Here is a 17,613-nt window from a genome sequence, read left to right on the forward strand (position 1 = left end):
TCACCCGGAGAAAGCCAATGACCCGATTGATCCTCGTTGCAGCCGCCCTGATCGCTGCAGCCGCCACCCAGACCCAGGCCGCAACGATGCGCCACGCTGCCCCGCCGCGCGCCGCCGTCACTCAAGCGATGACCGACACCTGTGTCAGGGCTCCGGCGGAAGGCGCGTATGCCTCTGCGCCTTATACGCAGCCACCGTGTCTGCCGAACACGGGGGACTCGGACCCGTACGCCTACGCCTACTGACGAGCGCGACAGACGATGCCGGGCTGGTGTGTGGTCTGCCAGCCGGCGCTGCGAACACTGACGGCGGGGAACTGGCCGCAGGGGTATTTTAGTAGCGCTTGACTCCCCTCTCATCTAGTCATCTATATGACTATATGAATCCAGCGCCCCTCGACGACCGCCTGCCACGCTACCAGCGTCTGCGCGACGACCTCGCCGCGCGGATCAACCGCAACGAATGGCGGCCGGGGGAGCCGATCCCATCGGAGGCCGAGCTCGGTGCGCATTACGGCGTCGCCATCGGCACCGTGCGCAAGGCGATCGACCAGCTTGTCAGCGACAACGTGCTGGAGCGGCAGCAGGGCCGCGGCACCTTCGTGCGCCGCGCGCGCTTCAATTCCTCGCTGTTCCGCTTCTTTCGCTTCCAGTCCGAGAGCGGCGAGCGGCGCGTGCCGAAGAGCCGCATCATCCGCCGCAAGAGCATCGCTGCGACCTCCGCCATTGCATCCGCGCTCCGCATCCCGGTCGGTGAACCCGTGATCAGCCTGTCGCGCCTGCGCCTGATCGATGATGTGCCGCTGCTCGCCGAGGAGATCTGGCTGCAGCAGTCGCGCTTCGGGCCGATCCTGGAGATCGAGACGTCCGAATTCGGCGACCTCCTGTATCCGCTCTACGAGGAGCGCTGCGGCGAGGTCGTGGTCTCTGCCGAGGAAATCCTGACGGTCGAGACCGCCAACGAGATGCAGGCGCGCCTGCTCAGGCTCGAAGCCCACGCACCGCTGATCGTGATCGAGCGCCTCGCGCTCGATCTCGAGCGGCGGCCCATCGAATGGCGCCGCTCGCGCGGGCCGGCGGACCGCTTCCGCTATCACGCCGAAATCCGGTGAGAGCAGCCGCTCTCACCAACAAATCAAGCAAAAAAGTACAGGGGGGGGAAACATGTCGAACTGGTACAGCGAAAGCTCGCCGCTGGAGCGGCGCACGTTCTGGGCAAGCTTTGGCGGCTGGGCATTGGATGCGCTCGACGTCCAGATGTTCAGCCTCGCCATCCCCGCGCTGATCGCGGCCTTCGGCATCAGCAAGGCCGATGCCGGTCTGCTCGGCTCAGTCACGCTGTTCTTCGGCGCGTTCGGTGGCTGGTTCGGCGGCGCGCTCGGCGACCGCTTCGGCCGCGTCAAGGCACTCCAGATCACGGTGGCCACGTTTGCGCTCGCGACTTTCGCCTGCGCCTTCGCCATGACCTACACCCAGCTCGTGGTTCTGAAGGCGATTCAGGGCCTCGGCTTCGGCGCCGAATGGGCCTGCGGCGCGGTGCTGATGGCCGAGATCATCCGGCCCGAGCATCGCGGCAAGGCACTCGGCTCGGTGCAGAGCGCCTGGGCGGTGGGCTGGGGCGCAGCGGTGCTGCTCTCGGCGCTGGTCTTCACCTATGCGCCGGTCGACATCGGTTGGCGGCTCCTGTTCGCACTCGGTCTGCTGCCCGCGCTGCTCATCATCTTCATCCGCCGCGGATTGAAGGAGCCGCCGCGCGCGGTCGCCGCCGAGGCCACGCCGTTCTTCGCCACCCTCTCCGGCATCTTCCATCGCGATGTGCTGCGCTCGACCTTGATCGGCGGCCTGTTCGGCATCGGCGCCCACGGCGGCTACGCCGCGCTCACCACTTTCCTGCCGACCTACTTGCGCGAAGTGCGGCATCTGTCGGTGCTGGGCTCCAGCGGCTATCTCGCCGTCATCATCGTCGCCTTCTTCTGCGGCTGCGTGACGAGCGGCATCATCAGCGATCGCATCGGGCGCCGGGCCAACGTCGCGTTCTTTGCCACCGCCTGCATCGTCACAGTGCTCATCTACATTTTCGCGCCGCTGACAGATGGGCAGATGCTGGTGCTCGGCTTTCCGCTCGGCTTTTTCTCCGCCGGCATTCCTGCCAGCATGGCGGCGCTGTTCAGCGAGCTCTATCCGGCTGGCGTGCGCGGCACCGGTGTCGGCTTTTGCTACAATTTCGGCCGCATCGTCTCCGCCGCGTTCCCGTTCCTGGTCGGATTCCTCAGTGATCGCATCGGGCTTGGACCTGCGATCGGCATCGATGCGGCCTTCGCCTATTCGCTGGTCCTGATCGCAGTGCTGCTGCTGCCCGAAACCCGCGGCAAGGTCTTTGAACAGACTGCGGCGACGCGCGCCTGACGACGGATGGGGAGCATCAACCATGACATTCGCAAAGCGCGGCCTCACGCGCCGCCAGTTCGGCGCAAGTCTCGCGTCCCTCGTCACGGTGGCCGCGACCACAGCCAGGAGTGAGGCGGCCTTGCCTGTTATCGACACTCACGCCCACGTGTTTCACCGCGGTCTCAAGCTCGCACCGGGCCGGCGCTATGCGCCCGACTACGATGCGCCGCTGGCGCTTTATCTGGAGCAGCTCGATCGGGGCGGCATGAGCCATGGTGTGCTGGTGCAGCCGAGCTTTCTCGGCACCGACAATTCCTACCTGGTCGAGTGCCTGAAGCAGGCCAATGGCCGCCTGCGCGGCATCGCCGTGGTCGATCTCGCGGTATCTGCAGACGAGCTGCGCGAACTCGATCGCGCCGGCGTCGTCGGTATTCGCCTCAATCTCGTCGGCCGGCCCGTGCCCGATCTCGCCGCCAGCGAGTGGAAGGCGTTGCTCGGGCAGGTGAAGGCGATGGGCTGGCAGGTCGAGATCCAGCGCAACGCGGCGGATATCGCCCTGCTGGCGCCGCAACTGCTCGATCACGGCGTCACCCCAGTGCTCGATCACTATACGCTACCCGATCCGAAGCTCGGTATCGCCGACGCCGGTTTCCAGTCGGTGCTGAAGCTGGGCGCGACGAGAAGCGTCTGGGTCAAGATCTCGGCGCCGTATCGCAACGGTGCGGCGGGCGAAGATTTCGCGAAGCAAGCCTATCCGCTGCTGCGCAACGCCTACGGTCTCGATCGCCTGTTGTGGGGTAGCGACTGGCCGCACACGCAGTTCGAGGCGACCCAGACTTACGCGAAGAACCGGGAATTTCTCGATGCGCTGATCGTCGATGAGCGCGAGCGCGCGCAAGTGCTCGCCTCGCCCCGTCAGCTCTTTCGCGTCTGAAGTCATCTTCCGCGATTGCTCCGATTGCACTCAATTTAGGGGCATGACGAGCGATGTCTCCGGCTTGTAGACTGCCGGAGATGCGGCCGGCTATCGGCCGCGACTTGCATGGGGAAGTGACGATGCAGCGCCGCTACATCACCGTCGACGTGTTCACCGATCGCGCCTTCGGCGGCAATCAGCTCGCCGTGGTGCTCGATGCCGGCGGGCTTTCGACCAAGCAGATGCAGGCGATCGCCACCGAGTTCAACTATTCCGAGACCACCTTCGTGCTGCCGCCGCGCGACAAGGCCCATGATGCGCAGGTGCGCATCTTCACGCCGGTGCAAGAGATTGGCTTTGCGGGCCATCCCAATGTCGGCACCGCCTTCGTGCTTGCCTCGATGGCGAAGGAGGGGAAGCCGCGTCTGCTGTTCGAGGAGAAGGCTGGGCTCGTGCCGGTCGAGATCGTCAGAGAGCAGGGCCGGGTGATCAGAACCGAGCTCACCGCGCCGCAGCCGCTGGAGCGGCTCTCACGTCTCTCGGCTGCCGAAGCCGCGAGCTGCATCTCGCTCGGTGCGGGCGACATCAGGACGGACAATCACGAACCGCAAATCGTCACCGTCGGAAACGCGTTTCTGGTGATGGAGCTGCATTCGCGCGAGGCGCTGAAGCGCGCGCGGCCGGATGCGGCGGCCTACGGTAAGGTCTTGCCGCGCGACGGCGCCCGCTCGGTGTGGTTCTATACGCGCGACGTGCCCGCGGCGGAGGCGCCTTGCGAGCGCCAGGCGCGAATGTTCATGCGCGGTGCCAGCGGTCTCGTCGAGGACCCCGCCACCGGCAGCGCCACGGTTGCCGCCGCTGCGCTGTTCGCCGATCTCGATCCCGCGCGTGACGGCGAGCTCAAGCTGACCGTCGGCCAGGGCTTTGACATGGGCCGGCCGAGCATCCTTTCGACGCGCGTGCACAAGCAGGGCGGCAAGGTCGTCTCCGCCCATGTCGGTGGCAGCTGCGTGCAGATGATGGAGGGGACGTTTCGGCTGGCGGGGGAGGAGTGAGTTGTCATTCCGGGGCAGCGCAAAGCGCTGAGCCCGGAATCCATCAGGCAGCAGAGACGGTGGATGAATGGATTCCGGGCTCGCGCCAAGAGGCGCGCCCCGGAATGACAGAGGACTACACCTGCCGTCCCGCCAAATTCTTCACCGTCACACCATCGCGCTCCTCGATGATCTCTGCGATCATCTGGCGATGGCAATGGGTGTGGTCGCGCTCGTAGCAGAGCAGGCACACCGGGCCGGCCTTCTTCACCAGCGCCGAGAGCTCGTCCATCGCTTCCCTGGCCTCGGGTGCCTTCAGGTGTTTTGAGAAGATCTTCTCCAGCAAATCATACTGCCCGCTGCGTGCGGCGAGGCGGCCTTCCTTCGGCGTGCCGAGCGCGGCGAGATGGACATAGGCGATGCCGCGTTCGTCGAGCCCCGCCGCCAGCTGCTTCTTGGAAAAGCCCGGCCGGCGCGACGACGTCACCGCGCGCACGTCGACCACGAGCTTGACGCCGGCCTGCTCCAGCTCGTCCAGCACCGCCTTGGGCGGCGTCTGCTCATAGCCGATGGTGAAGAGCTTCTTCGCTTTTGCCATGGGGCGCCTCAGCTGACCCGCGCAATCAGTTCCATGGCGCCGGCCGGTGCGCGGACCTTGCCCTCGTGAATGACGTAGGCGAAGACGTCGCGCGGCTCCTTCTTCGGCTTGGCCTTGTCAACTTTCGGCAGGTCGTCCGGTTCACCGCCAGAAGCCCAGGCCTTGAAGCGATCGGCCCAGGCATCGAGCTGCTTCGGCGGGTAGCACGTCTTGATCTCGTCATTGCCCTTCTGCAGCCGCGCATAGACGAAATCGCCGGCGACGTCGGCGATCGCAGGATATTTGCCGTGCTCGGCGAACACGACGGGCGTCTCGAATTCGCGGATCAGTGCCACGAAGTCCGGCGTGCAGAAGCTGTCGTGGCGGACCTCGACGACATGGCGCAGCGCGCGTCCCTCGAGCTTGCGCGGCAGCAGCTCGAGGAATTTGCCGAAATCGGCGCCGTCGAACTTCTTCGTCGGCGCGAACTGCCACAGCACCGGCCCGAGACGGTCACCGAGTTCCAGCACGCCGGAATCATAGAACCGCTTGATGGAATCGCCGGCCTCCGCGAGCACACGGCGGTTGGTGGCGAAGCGCGGTCCCTTCACCGAGAACACGAAGCCGTCGGGCACTTCGCTCGCCCATTTGCGAAAGCTCTCCGGCTTCTGCGAACCGTAATAGGTGCCGTTGATCTCGATCGAGGTCAGCTTCGAGGCTGCGTAGGACAGCTCCTTCGCCTGGGTGAGTTTCTCCGGATAGAACACGCCGCGCCAGGGCTCGAAGGTCCAGCCGCCGATGCCGATGAAGATGTTGCCGGATTTTTTGAACGCGGTTTTTGCTTTGGCCACGGGAGGATCTCGCATCGACGGGGAGGGAGGGCTTCATCCTAGTCAAACGAGATGTGATTGGCCAGTTCTCGCGTCGAGTCTAAGCTCGGCGCTGATCTGCGAAGAAGGAGAACAAGATGCGGATGCTGACGGTGGGAGCGGGGCTCGTCATGATGACATCTGCTGCCATGATGTCTTCGGTCATGGCGGATGATGACGACGCGAAAGGCGCGCAGAAGCTCGCCCAGCAGGGCCGCGACGATTACTGGCATTGCCTGGCGCGGGAATATTCGCGCGACAGCAATCAGGGAATGACGGAACAGGATTTTGGCCGCTCGGTCGCGGGCGCCTGTCCGTCGGAGCGACAATATTACCGGGTGGCGCTGCTCGACTATCTCACCACGCAATATCCGAACATCGATGCCGGCGCCCATCTCGCGACCGCGAACAGGGCGGTGGAGTCTGCGCAGAAGGATATCGTGTCGGCTTTCGTCAAGCACAGGCCGCCAGCGAAGTAGGGGCCCTTCCGGCTCCGCGCGCATCCGTGGTATCACGGGGCGCATCTGGATGAGGGATGGGTTTCATGGCGTCTGAGTCGATGGGTGGCATTCTGGGCGCGATCGTCGCCGCGATCGTGCTTGCGGTCGCCGTCGTGTTCGGGCCGATCGGCCAGTACGGCAAGCCGCCCAGACCGGCGAAAGTGGAGCCGGCCCCGGCTGCGGCCCCCGTTGCCCCCGCCGCGCCCGCGCCCCGGGGGCCGATCATCCGGGAAGTGCCGAACCAATAAGGCACCAGAATCCCGGTTTTCGCCCCCTTGCGGACGGGACTTGCCGTTCCTATCTAGCTTCTAACGGCGACGTTGAGAGAAATACTCCGGCGCTGGGACGACCTTGGAATAGCTTGGGCTCGCGCCGGATGTACGCGCGGCCTGCCGTTCCGGGGTCGTTGGCATTTTAGGACCCCTTTTGGGGCCTTTCCCACAGAACCCCCGGCTTGACAGCGCAAGAACTTGGCAGCGCCGGACGCGGCGGATATACGCTGCCGTCATGAATGAAGCGATCAGACCCGGCTCCGACCATCCGCCACAGGCTCAAGAGGGCCCGGAACTGTCGGTCATCGTTCCGACCTTCAACGAGCGCGACAACGTCACGGTGCTGTACCGGCGCCTGGAGGCGACGCTGGCCAGCGTCGCCTGGGAAGTCGTGTTCGTCGACGACAATTCCCCGGACGGCACCTGGGACGTCGTGCGTGCGCTGGCGCAGCGCGACAGCCGCGTGCGCTGCATCCGCCGCATCGGCCGCCGCGGCCTGTCGGGCGCCTGCATCGAGGGCATCCTGGCCTCGAGCGCGCCCTTCGTGGCCGTGATCGACGCCGACCTCCAGCACGACGAGACGCAGCTGCCGAAGATGCTGTTGCTGCTCGCCAGCGACCAGGCCGACCTCGTGGTCGGCAGCCGTTACATCGAGGGCTACAAGAGCGAAGGTTTCAACAAGCAGCGCGCCGGCGCCAGCGCGCTGGCGACCGAAGTCGCCAGGAAGGTGCTGCGGGTCGAGATCGCCGATCCCATGAGCGGCTTCTTCATGGTCCGCCGCGACCGTTTCGAAGAGCTCGCGCCGAAGCTGTCGGTGCACGGCTTCAAGATTCTGCTCGACCTCGTCGCGACCGCGCATGGCGGCTTGCGGGCCGTCGAGATTCCCTACACCTTCGGCGCCCGCCAGCACGGCGAGAGCAAGCTCGATTCCATGGTCGCGCTGGATTTCCTCGGCCTCGTGCTCGCCAAGCTGACCAACGACATCGTCTCGCTGCGTTTCGTCCTGTTCGCGATGGTCGGCGGCATCGGCCTCGTGGTGCACCTCACCACGCTGTTCATAGGACTTCAGCTGTTCAAAGCGCCGTTCGCGGAGGCGCAGGCCGCCGGCGCCATCGTCGCGATGACCAGCAATTTCGTCCTCAACAACTTCCTCACCTATCGCGACCAGCGGCTGAAGGGCTTTGCGCTGCTGCGCGGCCTGATCGCCTTCTACATCGTGTGCAGCGTCGGTCTGCTTGCCAATGTCGGCGTCGCCTTCTCGGTGTACGACCAGGAGCCGATCTGGTGGCTGGCCGGCATGGCCGGTGCGCTGATGGGCGTAGTGTGGAACTACGCGATGTCGGGCCTGTTTGTCTGGCGCAAGAAATAGCCTGAAGATGGGCGGAGCTGACGCGCGGATCGTCCGCAACACCGCGCTGGTGATTCTGGCGCTGGTGGCCCTCCGGTTGGTCGCCGCTGCCTTCACGCCGATCACCTTCGACGAAGCCTATTACTGGATGTGGTCGAAGAACCTGGCGGGCGGTTACTACGATCATCCGCCGATGGTCGCCTATGTGATCCGTGCCGGTACCATGATCGCCGGTGATACCGAGCTCGGCGTCCGCCTCGTCTCCATCCTGCTCGCGCTGCCGATGAGCTATGCGATCTACCGCTCCGCGGCGATCCTGTTCGGCGGGGTGCGTGTCGCCGCGACCAGCGCCATCCTGCTCAACGTGACGCTGCTGGCCTCCGTCGGCACGCTGATCGTGACGCCGGATGCGCCGCTGCTGGTGGCCTCCAGCTTCGTGCTGTTCTTCCTCGCCAAGGTGCTCGAGACCGGCCGCGGCGTCTGGTGGCTCGCGGTCGGCGCCGCGGTCGGCGCGGCGCTGCTGTCGAAATACACCGCGATGTTCTTTGGCGCTGCAATCCTGATCTGGCTCGCCTGCGTGCCGAAGCTGCGGCGCTGGTTCCTCTCGCCCTGGCCCTATCTCGGCGGCCTCGTTGCCCTGGCATTGTTCTCGCCGGTGATCCTCTGGAATGCGGATCATCAATGGGTCTCGTTCGCCAAGCAGCTCGGCCGCGCCAGGATCGAGGATTTCCGCCCGGTCTTCATCGCCGAGCTGATCCCGACCCAGATCGCGTTCGCGACCCCGCTGGTCTTCATCCTCGGCGCGATGGGGTTGCATGCGTTGACCTGGCAGCGCGCCGGCGCGCTGGCCTCGCGCGTGCTGATCGAGGCGTTGTTCTGGACCATCGTCGCCTATTTCGTCTGGCATTCGCTGCATGCCCGGGTCGAGGCCAATTGGTTTGCGCCGGTCTATCCGCCCTTCGTCCTCGCCGCGGGCGCCGCCGCCAATCTCGTGCAGTGGAGGCCGCGCCAGCGGCGCCTCGTGGATTTCTGCCTGCGCTGGGCCGCGCCCGCGGGCATCGTGATGTTTGCCGCGCTGATCGTGCAGGCCAACACCGGCTGGCTGTCGGGCTATCGCCGCGACGCGACCGTGCGCAGCGTCGGCGTCGGCTGGCGCGAGCTCGCCGCGGACATCGAAGCCGTGCGCGCGCGCCATGGTGCGACCTGCGTGCTCGCGCAGGACTACGGCACCACGGGCTGGCTCGCCTTCTATTTGCCGCGCGGCACCTGCGTGCTGCAGCAGAACCAGCGTATCCGCTGGGTCAACATGGGCGAGCCGGATCCAAAGCTGCTCGCGGGCAAGCTGCTCTATGTCGACGAGCTGCGCGCGGGCGGTCACCCCGCCCTCAATGATCTCTTTGCGAAGGTCACGCAGGTCGCGCAATTGCAGCGCAAGCGCGGGCCACTCGTGGTCGAGACCTACGGCGTCGATTTGCTGGAGGATGCCAAGGGCGACGTGCTCGACCGTTCGCCGCCGCCGGAAGCAAGGTAGCAGAGTTCATTCTCCATGCCGTCGTCCTTGCGAACGCAGGGACCCATACCCCCAGAGAGAAGTTTGGCGAAGACTGTTCGTGGGCGATCTTTCAGTCGGTACGGCCACTTGCGCTCATCGATGGATCACGCGGTATGGATCTCCGCGTTCGCGGGGATGACAGCGGAGTGTTCGGCAAGCGGACGACGCCACTCAGCTGATTACTTCAGCCTTTGTCGCAGCGTGGCCTGGCCCGCTTTGATCGCGCCAGAACCACACGGTCACGACGCCCGAGCGGCCGCGGACGCGGGCAAGGATGGGGCCCGACAGAGTGCCGTCGGGCGCCCCGTGGAAGTCGGCGGCATCCAGCAGCGTATCGCTCAGCGCGAGCCGCGCATCGTTCTGGACGGCGACCTCCATCAACCGGTTCGCGACGTTGACGGTGTCGCCTGTCGCGGTGATGTGCTGGTGGCTCTCGCCGAGGCGAGAGGCGACGATATCGCCGAAATGCGCGCCGATCTTGAAGCCCAGCCGATCGCCGATGGCGGGGGGCAGCGAAGCGATCCAGCGTTCGATGCCGCGATGCAGGTCGATCGCACATTTCAGCGCGCGCGCCGCATCATCGGGCATCGCACCCGGAAGCCCGAACAGGATCATGGCGCCGTCGCCGAGAAAGCCCGTGATCGTGCCGCCGCAATCGACCGCGGTCCTGTCGATCAACGCGTGAAATGCCTTCAGAACCTCCTGGATCGCGTCAGGATCGGTCTGTTCGCTTAAGCCCGTGAAGCCGGAGAGGTCGATGAAGACCACGGCTGCGTTTTGCCGGACCGGCTTGGACAGGAAATTCGGATCTCGCGCCAGCCACTCTTGCACTGCGGGCGCCTGCAACCGGGCCAGCGAGCTGCTCTTGGCTGTGAGATACTGCGTGCGGCGGCCTCCGACCCACAGCTGTACGCCGGCAAAGATCGCAACCGGCGGCACTGCGGCGGCGAGCGTGGTCGCCGCATTCAGCCAGACGCCATGCGTGAAGGCGAACGCATTGAGGCCGGCCCAGGCGATCATCACTGCAGCCGCCGCCATGATGCCGAGCGCGCTGCGCCGCCAGGCCAGCAAGCCGATCAGCAGCATCGGCAGCAGGATTGCAGCGAGCGCGTCGGCAACATGAACCCTGTAATCGCGCACGATGCCGTCGCCGGCAACGAGATGCGTGATCGCTGTCGAGACCACTTCGACGCCGGGCATCAGCGAATCGAACGGTGTGGGATAGAAGTCGCCGCCGCCGGCGACCGAGGCGCCGATCACGACGATCCGGTTCTCGATCGCCGTGCGATCGAGCGTGCCGTCGAAGATGCTCTGCGCACTGACGGTGCGGATGGTGCGTCGCGGACCGTAATAGGTGATCGGCAGCGCGAAATCGGCATCGGTCGGTACCGCGCGCTCGCCGAGCATGAGGTGATCCGAGGCGATCGTCAGCGGCTTGTCGAGCGCGCGGGTGGCGACCCGCAAGGGGAATGACAGCTCGACCTTGTCGTGCGTCCGGAACAGCATCGGCACCGAAAGCGGTGAGCCCGACTGCCCCGTCGCGACGTTGACAACGCCCACTTCGGCGTGGTCGGCGAACGCCGGCAACGGCAGCAGGAAGCGTTCTGCCTGCGGCAGCACGGCGAGGGGGCCCGCACTGCTCGGCTCCACGGTTTCGCTGGCGCTGGGAAAGATCGCCGCGGCGGCCAGCACCATGGGGCCGGTAGCCAGCGTGTTGGCAAGCGTTGCGTCGCCGATCGCGGCGCTGCGGTCGACCAGGAGGAGATCGATCGCGACGACCTTCGGCTTGAACTGCACGATGGTGTCGACGACCCGGGCGAGATCGGCGCGCGGCAGTGGATAGCTGCCGCCGCGCTTCACCACGGTATCGTCGATCGCGACGATGGTGACGACATCGGGCGGACGCTGCACGCCGCGGACCTGGGTCCGCCAATCGGTCAGTGTCGCTTCGAGGCGGTCGAGAAAGCGCAGATGGCCGGCGGCGTGCGCGGCATAGATGCCGGCACCCCACAACGCGGTGAGGACGAGTGCCACCAGGATCTGAACGCGTCTAGTCACTACGTACTGCAATCTTCTCTGTTCTAGGGCCTGTTGACCAAAGCCTTATCGACCAAGCCCCATTGACCCGGCATTATTGACCCAGCCTTGCCATCAGCCCGTCGACGCGCGGCTGGCCCCATGTCTTGACGGTCAGCGGGCCGGTCGCTTCGACGTCGACGCCTTCGCCGGGGCCAAGGACGACGCCGCGTCCGCGAGCCCTGCGGCTGACGCCGACACGGCCGTCAGCGACGAAAACGGAGGTCTTGGCCTCAGCGACGTCGACCGCCCATCTTGTGCCGCGCACCGCGGCAATCGCCTGCGGGGTCAGCACCTTGAAGGGATTGCCGCCGGGCTTCCTGGGCACCTCGACCAGCAGGGCTCTGCTGCTCAACTCGACGGAGTCTATATGTCCGTCGCGGTTGGCGTCCTTTAGTTCAAATCTGGCGCCGTTTTCTGCAACGATGGTGATGCCATTGTCGCAGCGCCAGACTTGCGTGCTCGCGGCCGATGGCGATGACGTGCAGCCCGCATTGGCGGCAGGCTGTGCACTCGCATACCCGATCATCTGAAACAACCACGCCAGGGCGAAAAAGCCGGCGCGCGCGAACCTACTCATGCCAGCCTCCGTTTGCGTGCTTGGCACAGTTCAAGGCGATGTTGATACGGTACCGTATCACACGCAGAGGCTGCCGAAAAGTGCCGAGTTTGGAGGTATTTTCTCCGCACGGCCTTTTCCAGATCGGTGCGATCAACTTTCGGTCAGGCACTGTGTCGCGTGAGTGTTCTGTGCGCGATGTGTGGCCCTTGTGCCATGCAGCGGCCTCTCGCGCCGCGGCTGGCAAGGCGCGCGCGCACCAGCCTCGCGCAACGCTTTCCCGGTATCATTCCGGGCATTGATGACCACGAAAAGGACTTGGTTGGATGCGCTTAGAGAGGGGCCGGCGAGGTCCGCTGAACGCGTCGATCCGGCCGAGAATTACGGTTAACAGACGCGCCTAAGTCCGTAGTTTTGCGGGCTTTTTTCTCAGAATGAGACAGCGTTAACGAGTTGCCCCACATCCGCCCGAACTTAATCCGCATTTAACTAAAAGTCGCCTTAATGACGCTCCGACCCTCTGCGAGATGCTGTTCCCGGATCGTGACCAGCGGCACTTTGAAGGGGGACTGAGTGACACCGTCCTGGACGCAAGGCGAATGAGTACGAGTATCGCTGCGCAAAGTAACGCGGCACGGAAGTCCAAGAGAAATTCGCGGAAATCTTCCCGGAAAATGACCACGACCAATTGGCTTGGCGCCGCAGCGATCGGCTGCGTCGTGATGGGCGCCGGCTGGACCATCTACAACAACGTCTTCGGCGCGAGCGTCTATCCGACCGTCGGTAGCATCGGCTACGACGAGCCGGTGGTGAAACGTGCGCCCAAGGTCGCGCTGCGCGAGGCCGGCGACGCCATCAAGGAAGCTTTCGCGCTGCTGCCCGACCGTTTGCAGGTGGCCGCCCCGATCTCGCGCGAGATGTTCAACGAGCGCTTTGCGGCGGCCGCGACCCAGGGGGTGGCGTCGAACGCAGCGAGCGCGGCGCCCGCGACCCAGGTTGCGGTGGTGAAAGATCAGCCGAAGCAGAGCGTGATCGCCAAGGTCGCGGAGGCGCTGAAGCCGGCCCCGGCCAAGAACACTGACAAGACGACCGACAAGGCTGCGGACAAGACCAAGCGCGCTCCGGATGCCCAGGTGCAGCTCGCCTCGGCAGATCCCGCGCAGATCGTGCCGGCACCCGAAGCGAAGAAGTCGTTCGCGGACCGCGCCAAGGCGGCGGTGATGTCGATCACCGGGCCGCGCCAGTCGATGGTCGAAAAGCTCTGGGGCAAGCGTGAGCCGTCCGGCGGGCTCTTGGCCTATGCCTCGGCCGATGCCAGCGTGACCTCGGCGATCGCGCCGAAGGAGCAGAACCCGATGTTCGGCGGTGCGCCGCCCTATGAGCGCGACACCGCAGTCTACGACATCACGGCCAAGACGGTGTACCTGCCCGATGGCACCAAGCTCGAGGCGCATTCGGGCCTCGGCTCCAATCTCGACGATCCGCGCTCCCAGCGCACGCGCATGCGCGGCGTGACACCGCCGCACATCTACACGTTGAAGCCGCGCGAGGCGCTGTTCCACGGCGTGCCGGCGCTGCGCCTGACCCCGATCGGCGGCGAGAGCGCGATCTACGGCCGCGACGGCCTGCTCGCCCACACCTTCATGCTCGGGCCGAACGGCGACTCCAACGGCTGCGTGTCGTTCAAGGATTACTACGCGTTCCTCGACGCCTATCGCAACAAGGGCATCCGCAAGCTCGCGGTGCTGGCGCGGGTCGAGTGAGCTCGGTAAAATTCGGATAACGAAAGGGCCGCGTCGCAGCGGCCCTTTTCTTTTTCGATTTCAACCGGGCCAGCACTGGCCGCCGCCGTCGATGCGCAGCACCTGGCCCGAGACGAAGGCGCCCATCGGTCCTGCGAAGAGCTCGACGACGCGCGCGACCTCGTCGACGGTGGCGATGCGATCGAGCGTGCCGGTCTCGACCATCCGGCCAGGATCTACCGCGCGCGTGCCGAGGAAGCGGCCGGTGCGGGTGTCGCCCGGCGCGATGCAATTGACGGCGATGTCGTAGGGGCGAAGCTGGTCGGCGAGGCATCGCGTGTAGTGGGTCACGCCCGCCTTCGACACCGCGTAGATCGAGCCCTGGGTGCGCCCCTTGAAGGCAGCGACCGAGCCGAGCGTGACGATGCGGCCAGCCCGCCGCTCCATCATGCCCTTCGCGACCGCCTGACAGGTCAGGATGGTCGAGAGCAGATTGCGCTCCAGCACCGCGCGCACATCCGCTTCCTTGATGTGGACGGCGTCGTTCGGATCGGGCTTGCCGCCGGTGGCCGCGATGTCGCCCCCGGCATTGTGCACGAGGATGTCGATCGGGCCGAGCGCGCTTTCCGTCTCGGCAATCACGCGCGCGATGTCCTCGCCCTTGGTGAGGTCGCCCAGCACGCGCTGGCTGCGGACGCCAAACTGCTGGCCGATCTCCGCGGCCACCGCGGTGAGCGTGGTGCCTTCGCCATATTCCGCCGGCCCGTTCTCGCGCATGCCGTGGATGGCGACGTCGGCACCGAGGGCGGCGAGCTTCTCCGCGAAGGCGCGGCCGAGCCCGCGGCCTGCGCCGGTCACCAGCGCGATCCTGCCGGCAAGAATCCTCGTTCCGTCATGCGTTGCCATGATCTTGTTCCTGTCGTGAGATGTCCGCGTGTTGCGGGGTCGGGGCCGACAGCCATTGCCCGCACCGCGTGATATCGCACGATCAGCGCTTGACGAAAACCAGATTGCAGGCGCGCGCCTCGTTGCGCTTGCCGCTGCCGCGGGTGCGATCGAACTGCGCATCGACCGTGAAGGCGTAGGGCGAGCCGGGCGCGACGTTATTGAGGGTGTAGGTGCTCGCTCCCGTCGTGCCGCGCGCGCTCAGGGTCGTCTTCCCGTCGGCTGGGATCTGGCCGTCGATCTCGAGCCGGTTGACGCCGTCTCTGCTCTGGGCCTCGGCGTGAAACACACCGTTGGTCACCGTGGCGGCCAGCGGTCTTGTGAATCCCTGCGCCTTGCCGGTCGGCGGACAGTTCAGCGTCACGTCCCAGTTGCCGTCGAAATCCTTGCTGCCGGTGGCTCGCGCGTTGCCGCTCGGCGCCACCGCCACCTTCTGCTTCATTCCTTCAACGCGCGCCTTGGCGAGGGTAGCGAAGATGCAATTCGGGAATCGCGCGAGATGGTCCTCGAAGGCCGCCAGCGTGCCGATCCCGTCGGCGGCTTTCCAATGCGCTTCCGCAGCCGAACAGGGGTCGGCCTTCGGCGCGGCCTGCGACGCCGCCGGCGCGACCGTCACCGTCACCGGTCCGTTCAGATAGAATTTGCCGATGATCGACAGCGACAGTTCGGGCAGCTGGGACTTGCCGCTCGCGTCATAGACGTCGCTGCTGATGTCGCGAAAGACGTCGCCGATTTCGTTCGGCTCCTCGATGTGCTTGAGGAACGCGCTGGTGTAGGGACTGTTGCGGCCAGCGCCATCGGCGGCGACCTGACCTGATTGCGTCGAGAACGACACGATCGTGCCGCGCGGGGCCTCGACTTTCGACAAGCCCCGCCCGATCGAGGCTGCACGCGTCGCGCCCGCGGAGCGCTTGAGGGTTTCGGCCAGCGGATTGTCTCGGCAGGAATCGAGCACGAGGATGCGCAGGTTCTTGGCCTGCTGCAGGTCGTTGATGATGTCGTCGACGCGCACGAAGCGCTTGAGGTCGGCTTCGTCCGCCAGCACGGCATCGACGGGCATCAGATAGTTGACGCCGTTGTACTGCATGGCATGGCCGCTGTAGTAGAACATCGCGACGTCGGCGCGGCTCGCAGCGCGCGCGAAGCGGATGGTGAGGTCCTGCATGTCGGCCTGGCGCAGGTCGATGCCCTGGATCACCTCGAAGCCGCTGCGCCTCAGCGAGGCCGCGACGTCTTCGGCATCGTGCGAAGGGTTCGGAAGCTGCGCCGTCGAGGCATAAGCGCCGTTGCCGATCACCAGTGCGACCCGCGTCTCCGCAAAGACGGAACCAAGGCCGAGCCAGTAGGTGAGGAGAGCCAAACAGAATCCGGGCAGGTGACATCTTGAAAAGAGACGCATGAAAGCCGTCCGGGAAAAATTGAAAAATATCCCGTCAGATTAGCGCATGCCGCGCCGACTTCAATGCCCTCGCGATCGCCCTTCCAAGTTCGGTAGCCGTGGCATCCTGTCACGCCGCGAGGTTTTTGCGCAGCGCCATCTCCGTTGCAACCGCCTCCCGCACCGCCGGCCGCGCCTGCATGCGCTCGAGATAGGCCGACAAGGACGGCCATTGCGCGATGTCCAGCCCTGCGGGACGGAGCAGCAGCAAGGCCCAGGTGAGGTGCGCATCCGCCACCGTGAAGCGATCGCCGACCAGAAACTCGCGCTCCGCCAGATGCGCCGCCGGCACCGCCAAGGTCTGCGTGATTCTTGCGCGCGGCTTGGCCAGCGAGCCGTCGTCCTTGTACCAGAAGGTTGGAAACAGGAACGCCTTGTGGATCTCGGCGCCGATGTAGCTCAGCCATTCCTGCAGCCGATAGCGATCGGGATCGCCGAACGACGGCGCAAGACCGGCCTTCGGCTTCACGTCCGCGATATATTGCAGTACGGCCGCGCTCTCGGTCAGCCGTTCGCCGTTCGCCAGCACCAGGACCGGCACCGCGCCCTTCGGCGAGACGCCGCGGAAATCGCTGCCGTCGTCCACGATCTTCTTCGTCCAGATATGAGCGAGGTGATATTGCGCCTCGATGCCGGCCTCCATCAGCGCGATGCGGCTGGAGAGCGAGCAGGCCATGGGAAAGAAATAGAGTTGCAGCATGATCGGCTCCGTCAGGTCAGCGCATCGCTCTGCGTGACGATCGCGAAGCGGTCCGAGAGCTCGGCCAGCGCGACCTCGTGAATGGTCCGGGCGTCCAGCGTGCCGCCGTGGCCGTCGGGCAGGTCGCGGGTGCCGCAGGCGTCGGCCGCGATCGTCGTGCGCAGGCCGAGATCGAGCGCGGCGCGGGCGGTCGAGGAGATGCACATGTGCGTCATGAAGCCGGCCAGCACGATGTTCTTGCGTCCGGTCGCGGCAAGCTTTTCTTGCAGCTCGGTGCCGGCGAACGCGTTCGGCAGCGCCTTCTCGATCACGGGTTCGCTCGCGAGCGGTGCCAGTCGCTCGACGATCGCGCCGCGCGCGGCCTCACGGTCGAACAGGCCGCCGGCGCGGCCCTTGTGCGCGACATGGAAGATCGCGGTGCCGCTCGCCCGGGCCCGCGCGAGCAGGCGCGCGGCTGCTGCGATCGCCGGCTGCGCATCCGGCAGGGCCAGCGGGCCGGCGCAGTATTCGTTCTGGATGTCGATCAGCACGAGGCAGGCTTCGTGCAGCTTCGGCGGATTGAGATCGGCGCCGGCGAGTTCGAGCAGTGTCTTGGGAGCGGTCATGTCAGGGCCTTCTAGCGCATCGGATGGGGCGACATTAGCGCAGTCGCTTCCTGCCATTGTGCAGGACTATTGCAGCTTACGGCTGCAGAATTG

General features: G+C 65.8%; 18 protein-coding genes. 10 read left to right on the forward strand and 8 right to left on the reverse strand.

Features of this window, described 5'->3' with window-relative positions:
- Positions 1-17 precede the first annotated feature (17 nt).
- From TSA1_RS13095 to TSA1_RS13115, 5 genes are all read left to right on the forward strand, one after another.
- Positions 18-245, forward strand: a complete 228-nt coding sequence (locus TSA1_RS13095; RefSeq protein WP_100176732.1) for a hypothetical protein — start codon at positions 18-20, stop codon at positions 243-245.
- Positions 246-379: 134 nt separating this feature from the next.
- A complete protein-coding gene (locus tag TSA1_RS13100) occupies positions 380-1,111 on the forward strand; it encodes a GntR family transcriptional regulator (RefSeq protein WP_100176733.1) in 732 nt (243 codons plus the stop codon).
- A 52-nt stretch (positions 1,112-1,163) separates the two neighbouring features.
- Entirely contained in the window at positions 1,164-2,405 is a 1,242-nt protein-coding gene (locus TSA1_RS13105) for an MFS transporter (protein WP_100176734.1), read from the forward strand.
- A 22-nt stretch (positions 2,406-2,427) separates the two neighbouring features.
- A complete protein-coding gene (locus TSA1_RS13110) occupies positions 2,428-3,321 on the forward strand; it encodes an amidohydrolase family protein (RefSeq protein ID WP_100176735.1) in 894 nt (297 codons plus the stop codon).
- Positions 3,322-3,443: 122 nt separating this feature from the next.
- Positions 3,444-4,358 carry a PhzF family phenazine biosynthesis protein gene (locus tag TSA1_RS13115; protein WP_100181104.1) on the forward strand — a complete coding sequence of 305 codons (915 nt, stop codon included), beginning with the start codon at positions 3,444-3,446 and terminating at the stop codon, positions 4,356-4,358.
- A 115-nt stretch (positions 4,359-4,473) separates the two neighbouring features.
- Here the strand turns inward: TSA1_RS13115 and TSA1_RS13120 are convergent, their stop codons facing one another.
- On the reverse strand, positions 4,474-4,935 hold the full coding sequence (locus tag TSA1_RS13120) for a DUF488 domain-containing protein (RefSeq protein WP_100176736.1): 462 nt from the start codon (positions 4,933-4,935) through the stop codon (positions 4,474-4,476).
- Positions 4,936-4,943: 8 nt separating this feature from the next.
- Positions 4,944-5,780, reverse strand: coding sequence for a DUF72 domain-containing protein (locus TSA1_RS13125; protein ID WP_100176737.1), 837 nt, complete (start codon positions 5,778-5,780; stop codon positions 4,944-4,946).
- Positions 5,781-5,881: 101 nt separating this feature from the next.
- Between TSA1_RS13125 and TSA1_RS13130 the strand changes: the two genes are divergently transcribed.
- From TSA1_RS13130 to TSA1_RS13145, 4 genes are all read left to right on the forward strand, one after another.
- On the forward strand, positions 5,882-6,262 hold the full coding sequence (locus TSA1_RS13130; protein ID WP_100176738.1) for a hypothetical protein: 381 nt from the start codon (positions 5,882-5,884) through the stop codon (positions 6,260-6,262).
- A 65-nt stretch (positions 6,263-6,327) separates the two neighbouring features.
- On the forward strand, positions 6,328-6,531 hold the full coding sequence (locus TSA1_RS13135) for a hypothetical protein (RefSeq protein WP_100181105.1): 204 nt from the start codon (positions 6,328-6,330) through the stop codon (positions 6,529-6,531).
- 259 nt (positions 6,532-6,790) lie between these two features.
- The gene (locus tag TSA1_RS13140; RefSeq protein ID WP_100176739.1) at positions 6,791-7,924 is read left to right on the forward strand and encodes a glycosyltransferase family 2 protein; all 1,134 of its coding nucleotides are present in this window, start codon (positions 6,791-6,793) and stop codon (positions 7,922-7,924) included.
- Positions 7,925-7,931: 7 nt separating this feature from the next.
- Positions 7,932-9,434, forward strand: a complete 1,503-nt coding sequence (locus TSA1_RS13145) for a glycosyltransferase family 39 protein (RefSeq protein ID WP_100176740.1) — start codon at positions 7,932-7,934, stop codon at positions 9,432-9,434.
- 192 nt (positions 9,435-9,626) lie between these two features.
- Here the strand turns inward: TSA1_RS13145 and TSA1_RS13150 are convergent, their stop codons facing one another.
- Positions 9,627-11,513 carry a CHASE2 domain-containing protein gene (locus TSA1_RS13150; protein WP_100176741.1) on the reverse strand — a complete coding sequence of 629 codons (1,887 nt, stop codon included), beginning with the start codon at positions 11,511-11,513 and terminating at the stop codon, positions 9,627-9,629.
- Positions 11,514-11,586: 73 nt separating this feature from the next.
- Entirely contained in the window at positions 11,587-12,111 is a 525-nt protein-coding gene (locus tag TSA1_RS13155; protein WP_174718887.1) for a FecR domain-containing protein, read from the reverse strand.
- Positions 12,112-12,764: 653 nt separating this feature from the next.
- On the opposite strand from TSA1_RS13155, the gene TSA1_RS13160 reads away from it, so the two are divergent.
- Positions 12,765-13,853 (forward strand): DUF2778 domain-containing protein, encoded by a 1,089-nt coding sequence (locus TSA1_RS13160; RefSeq protein WP_174718888.1) that lies wholly within the window; start codon positions 12,765-12,767, stop codon positions 13,851-13,853.
- Positions 13,854-13,913: 60 nt separating this feature from the next.
- On the opposite strand, the gene TSA1_RS13165 is transcribed toward TSA1_RS13160, so the two are convergent.
- From TSA1_RS13165 to TSA1_RS13180, 4 genes are all read right to left on the reverse strand, one after another.
- On the reverse strand, positions 13,914-14,738 hold the full coding sequence (locus TSA1_RS13165; protein WP_100176744.1) for an SDR family NAD(P)-dependent oxidoreductase: 825 nt from the start codon (positions 14,736-14,738) through the stop codon (positions 13,914-13,916).
- An 82-nt stretch (positions 14,739-14,820) separates the two neighbouring features.
- Positions 14,821-16,176 (reverse strand): caspase family protein, encoded by a 1,356-nt coding sequence (locus tag TSA1_RS13170; RefSeq protein ID WP_100176745.1) that lies wholly within the window; start codon positions 16,174-16,176, stop codon positions 14,821-14,823.
- Between the two features lie 109 nt (positions 16,177-16,285).
- Complete coding sequence (locus TSA1_RS13175) at positions 16,286-16,915, reverse strand: glutathione binding-like protein (protein ID WP_100176746.1); 630 nt, start codon at positions 16,913-16,915, stop codon at positions 16,286-16,288.
- Positions 16,916-16,926: 11 nt separating this feature from the next.
- Positions 16,927-17,520, reverse strand: a complete 594-nt coding sequence (locus TSA1_RS13180; protein WP_100176747.1) for a cysteine hydrolase family protein — start codon at positions 17,518-17,520, stop codon at positions 16,927-16,929.
- Positions 17,521-17,613: the final 93 nt, after the last annotated feature.

The organism is Bradyrhizobium nitroreducens (assembly GCF_002776695.1).
Lineage (GTDB): Bacteria > Pseudomonadota > Alphaproteobacteria > Rhizobiales > Xanthobacteraceae > Bradyrhizobium > Bradyrhizobium nitroreducens.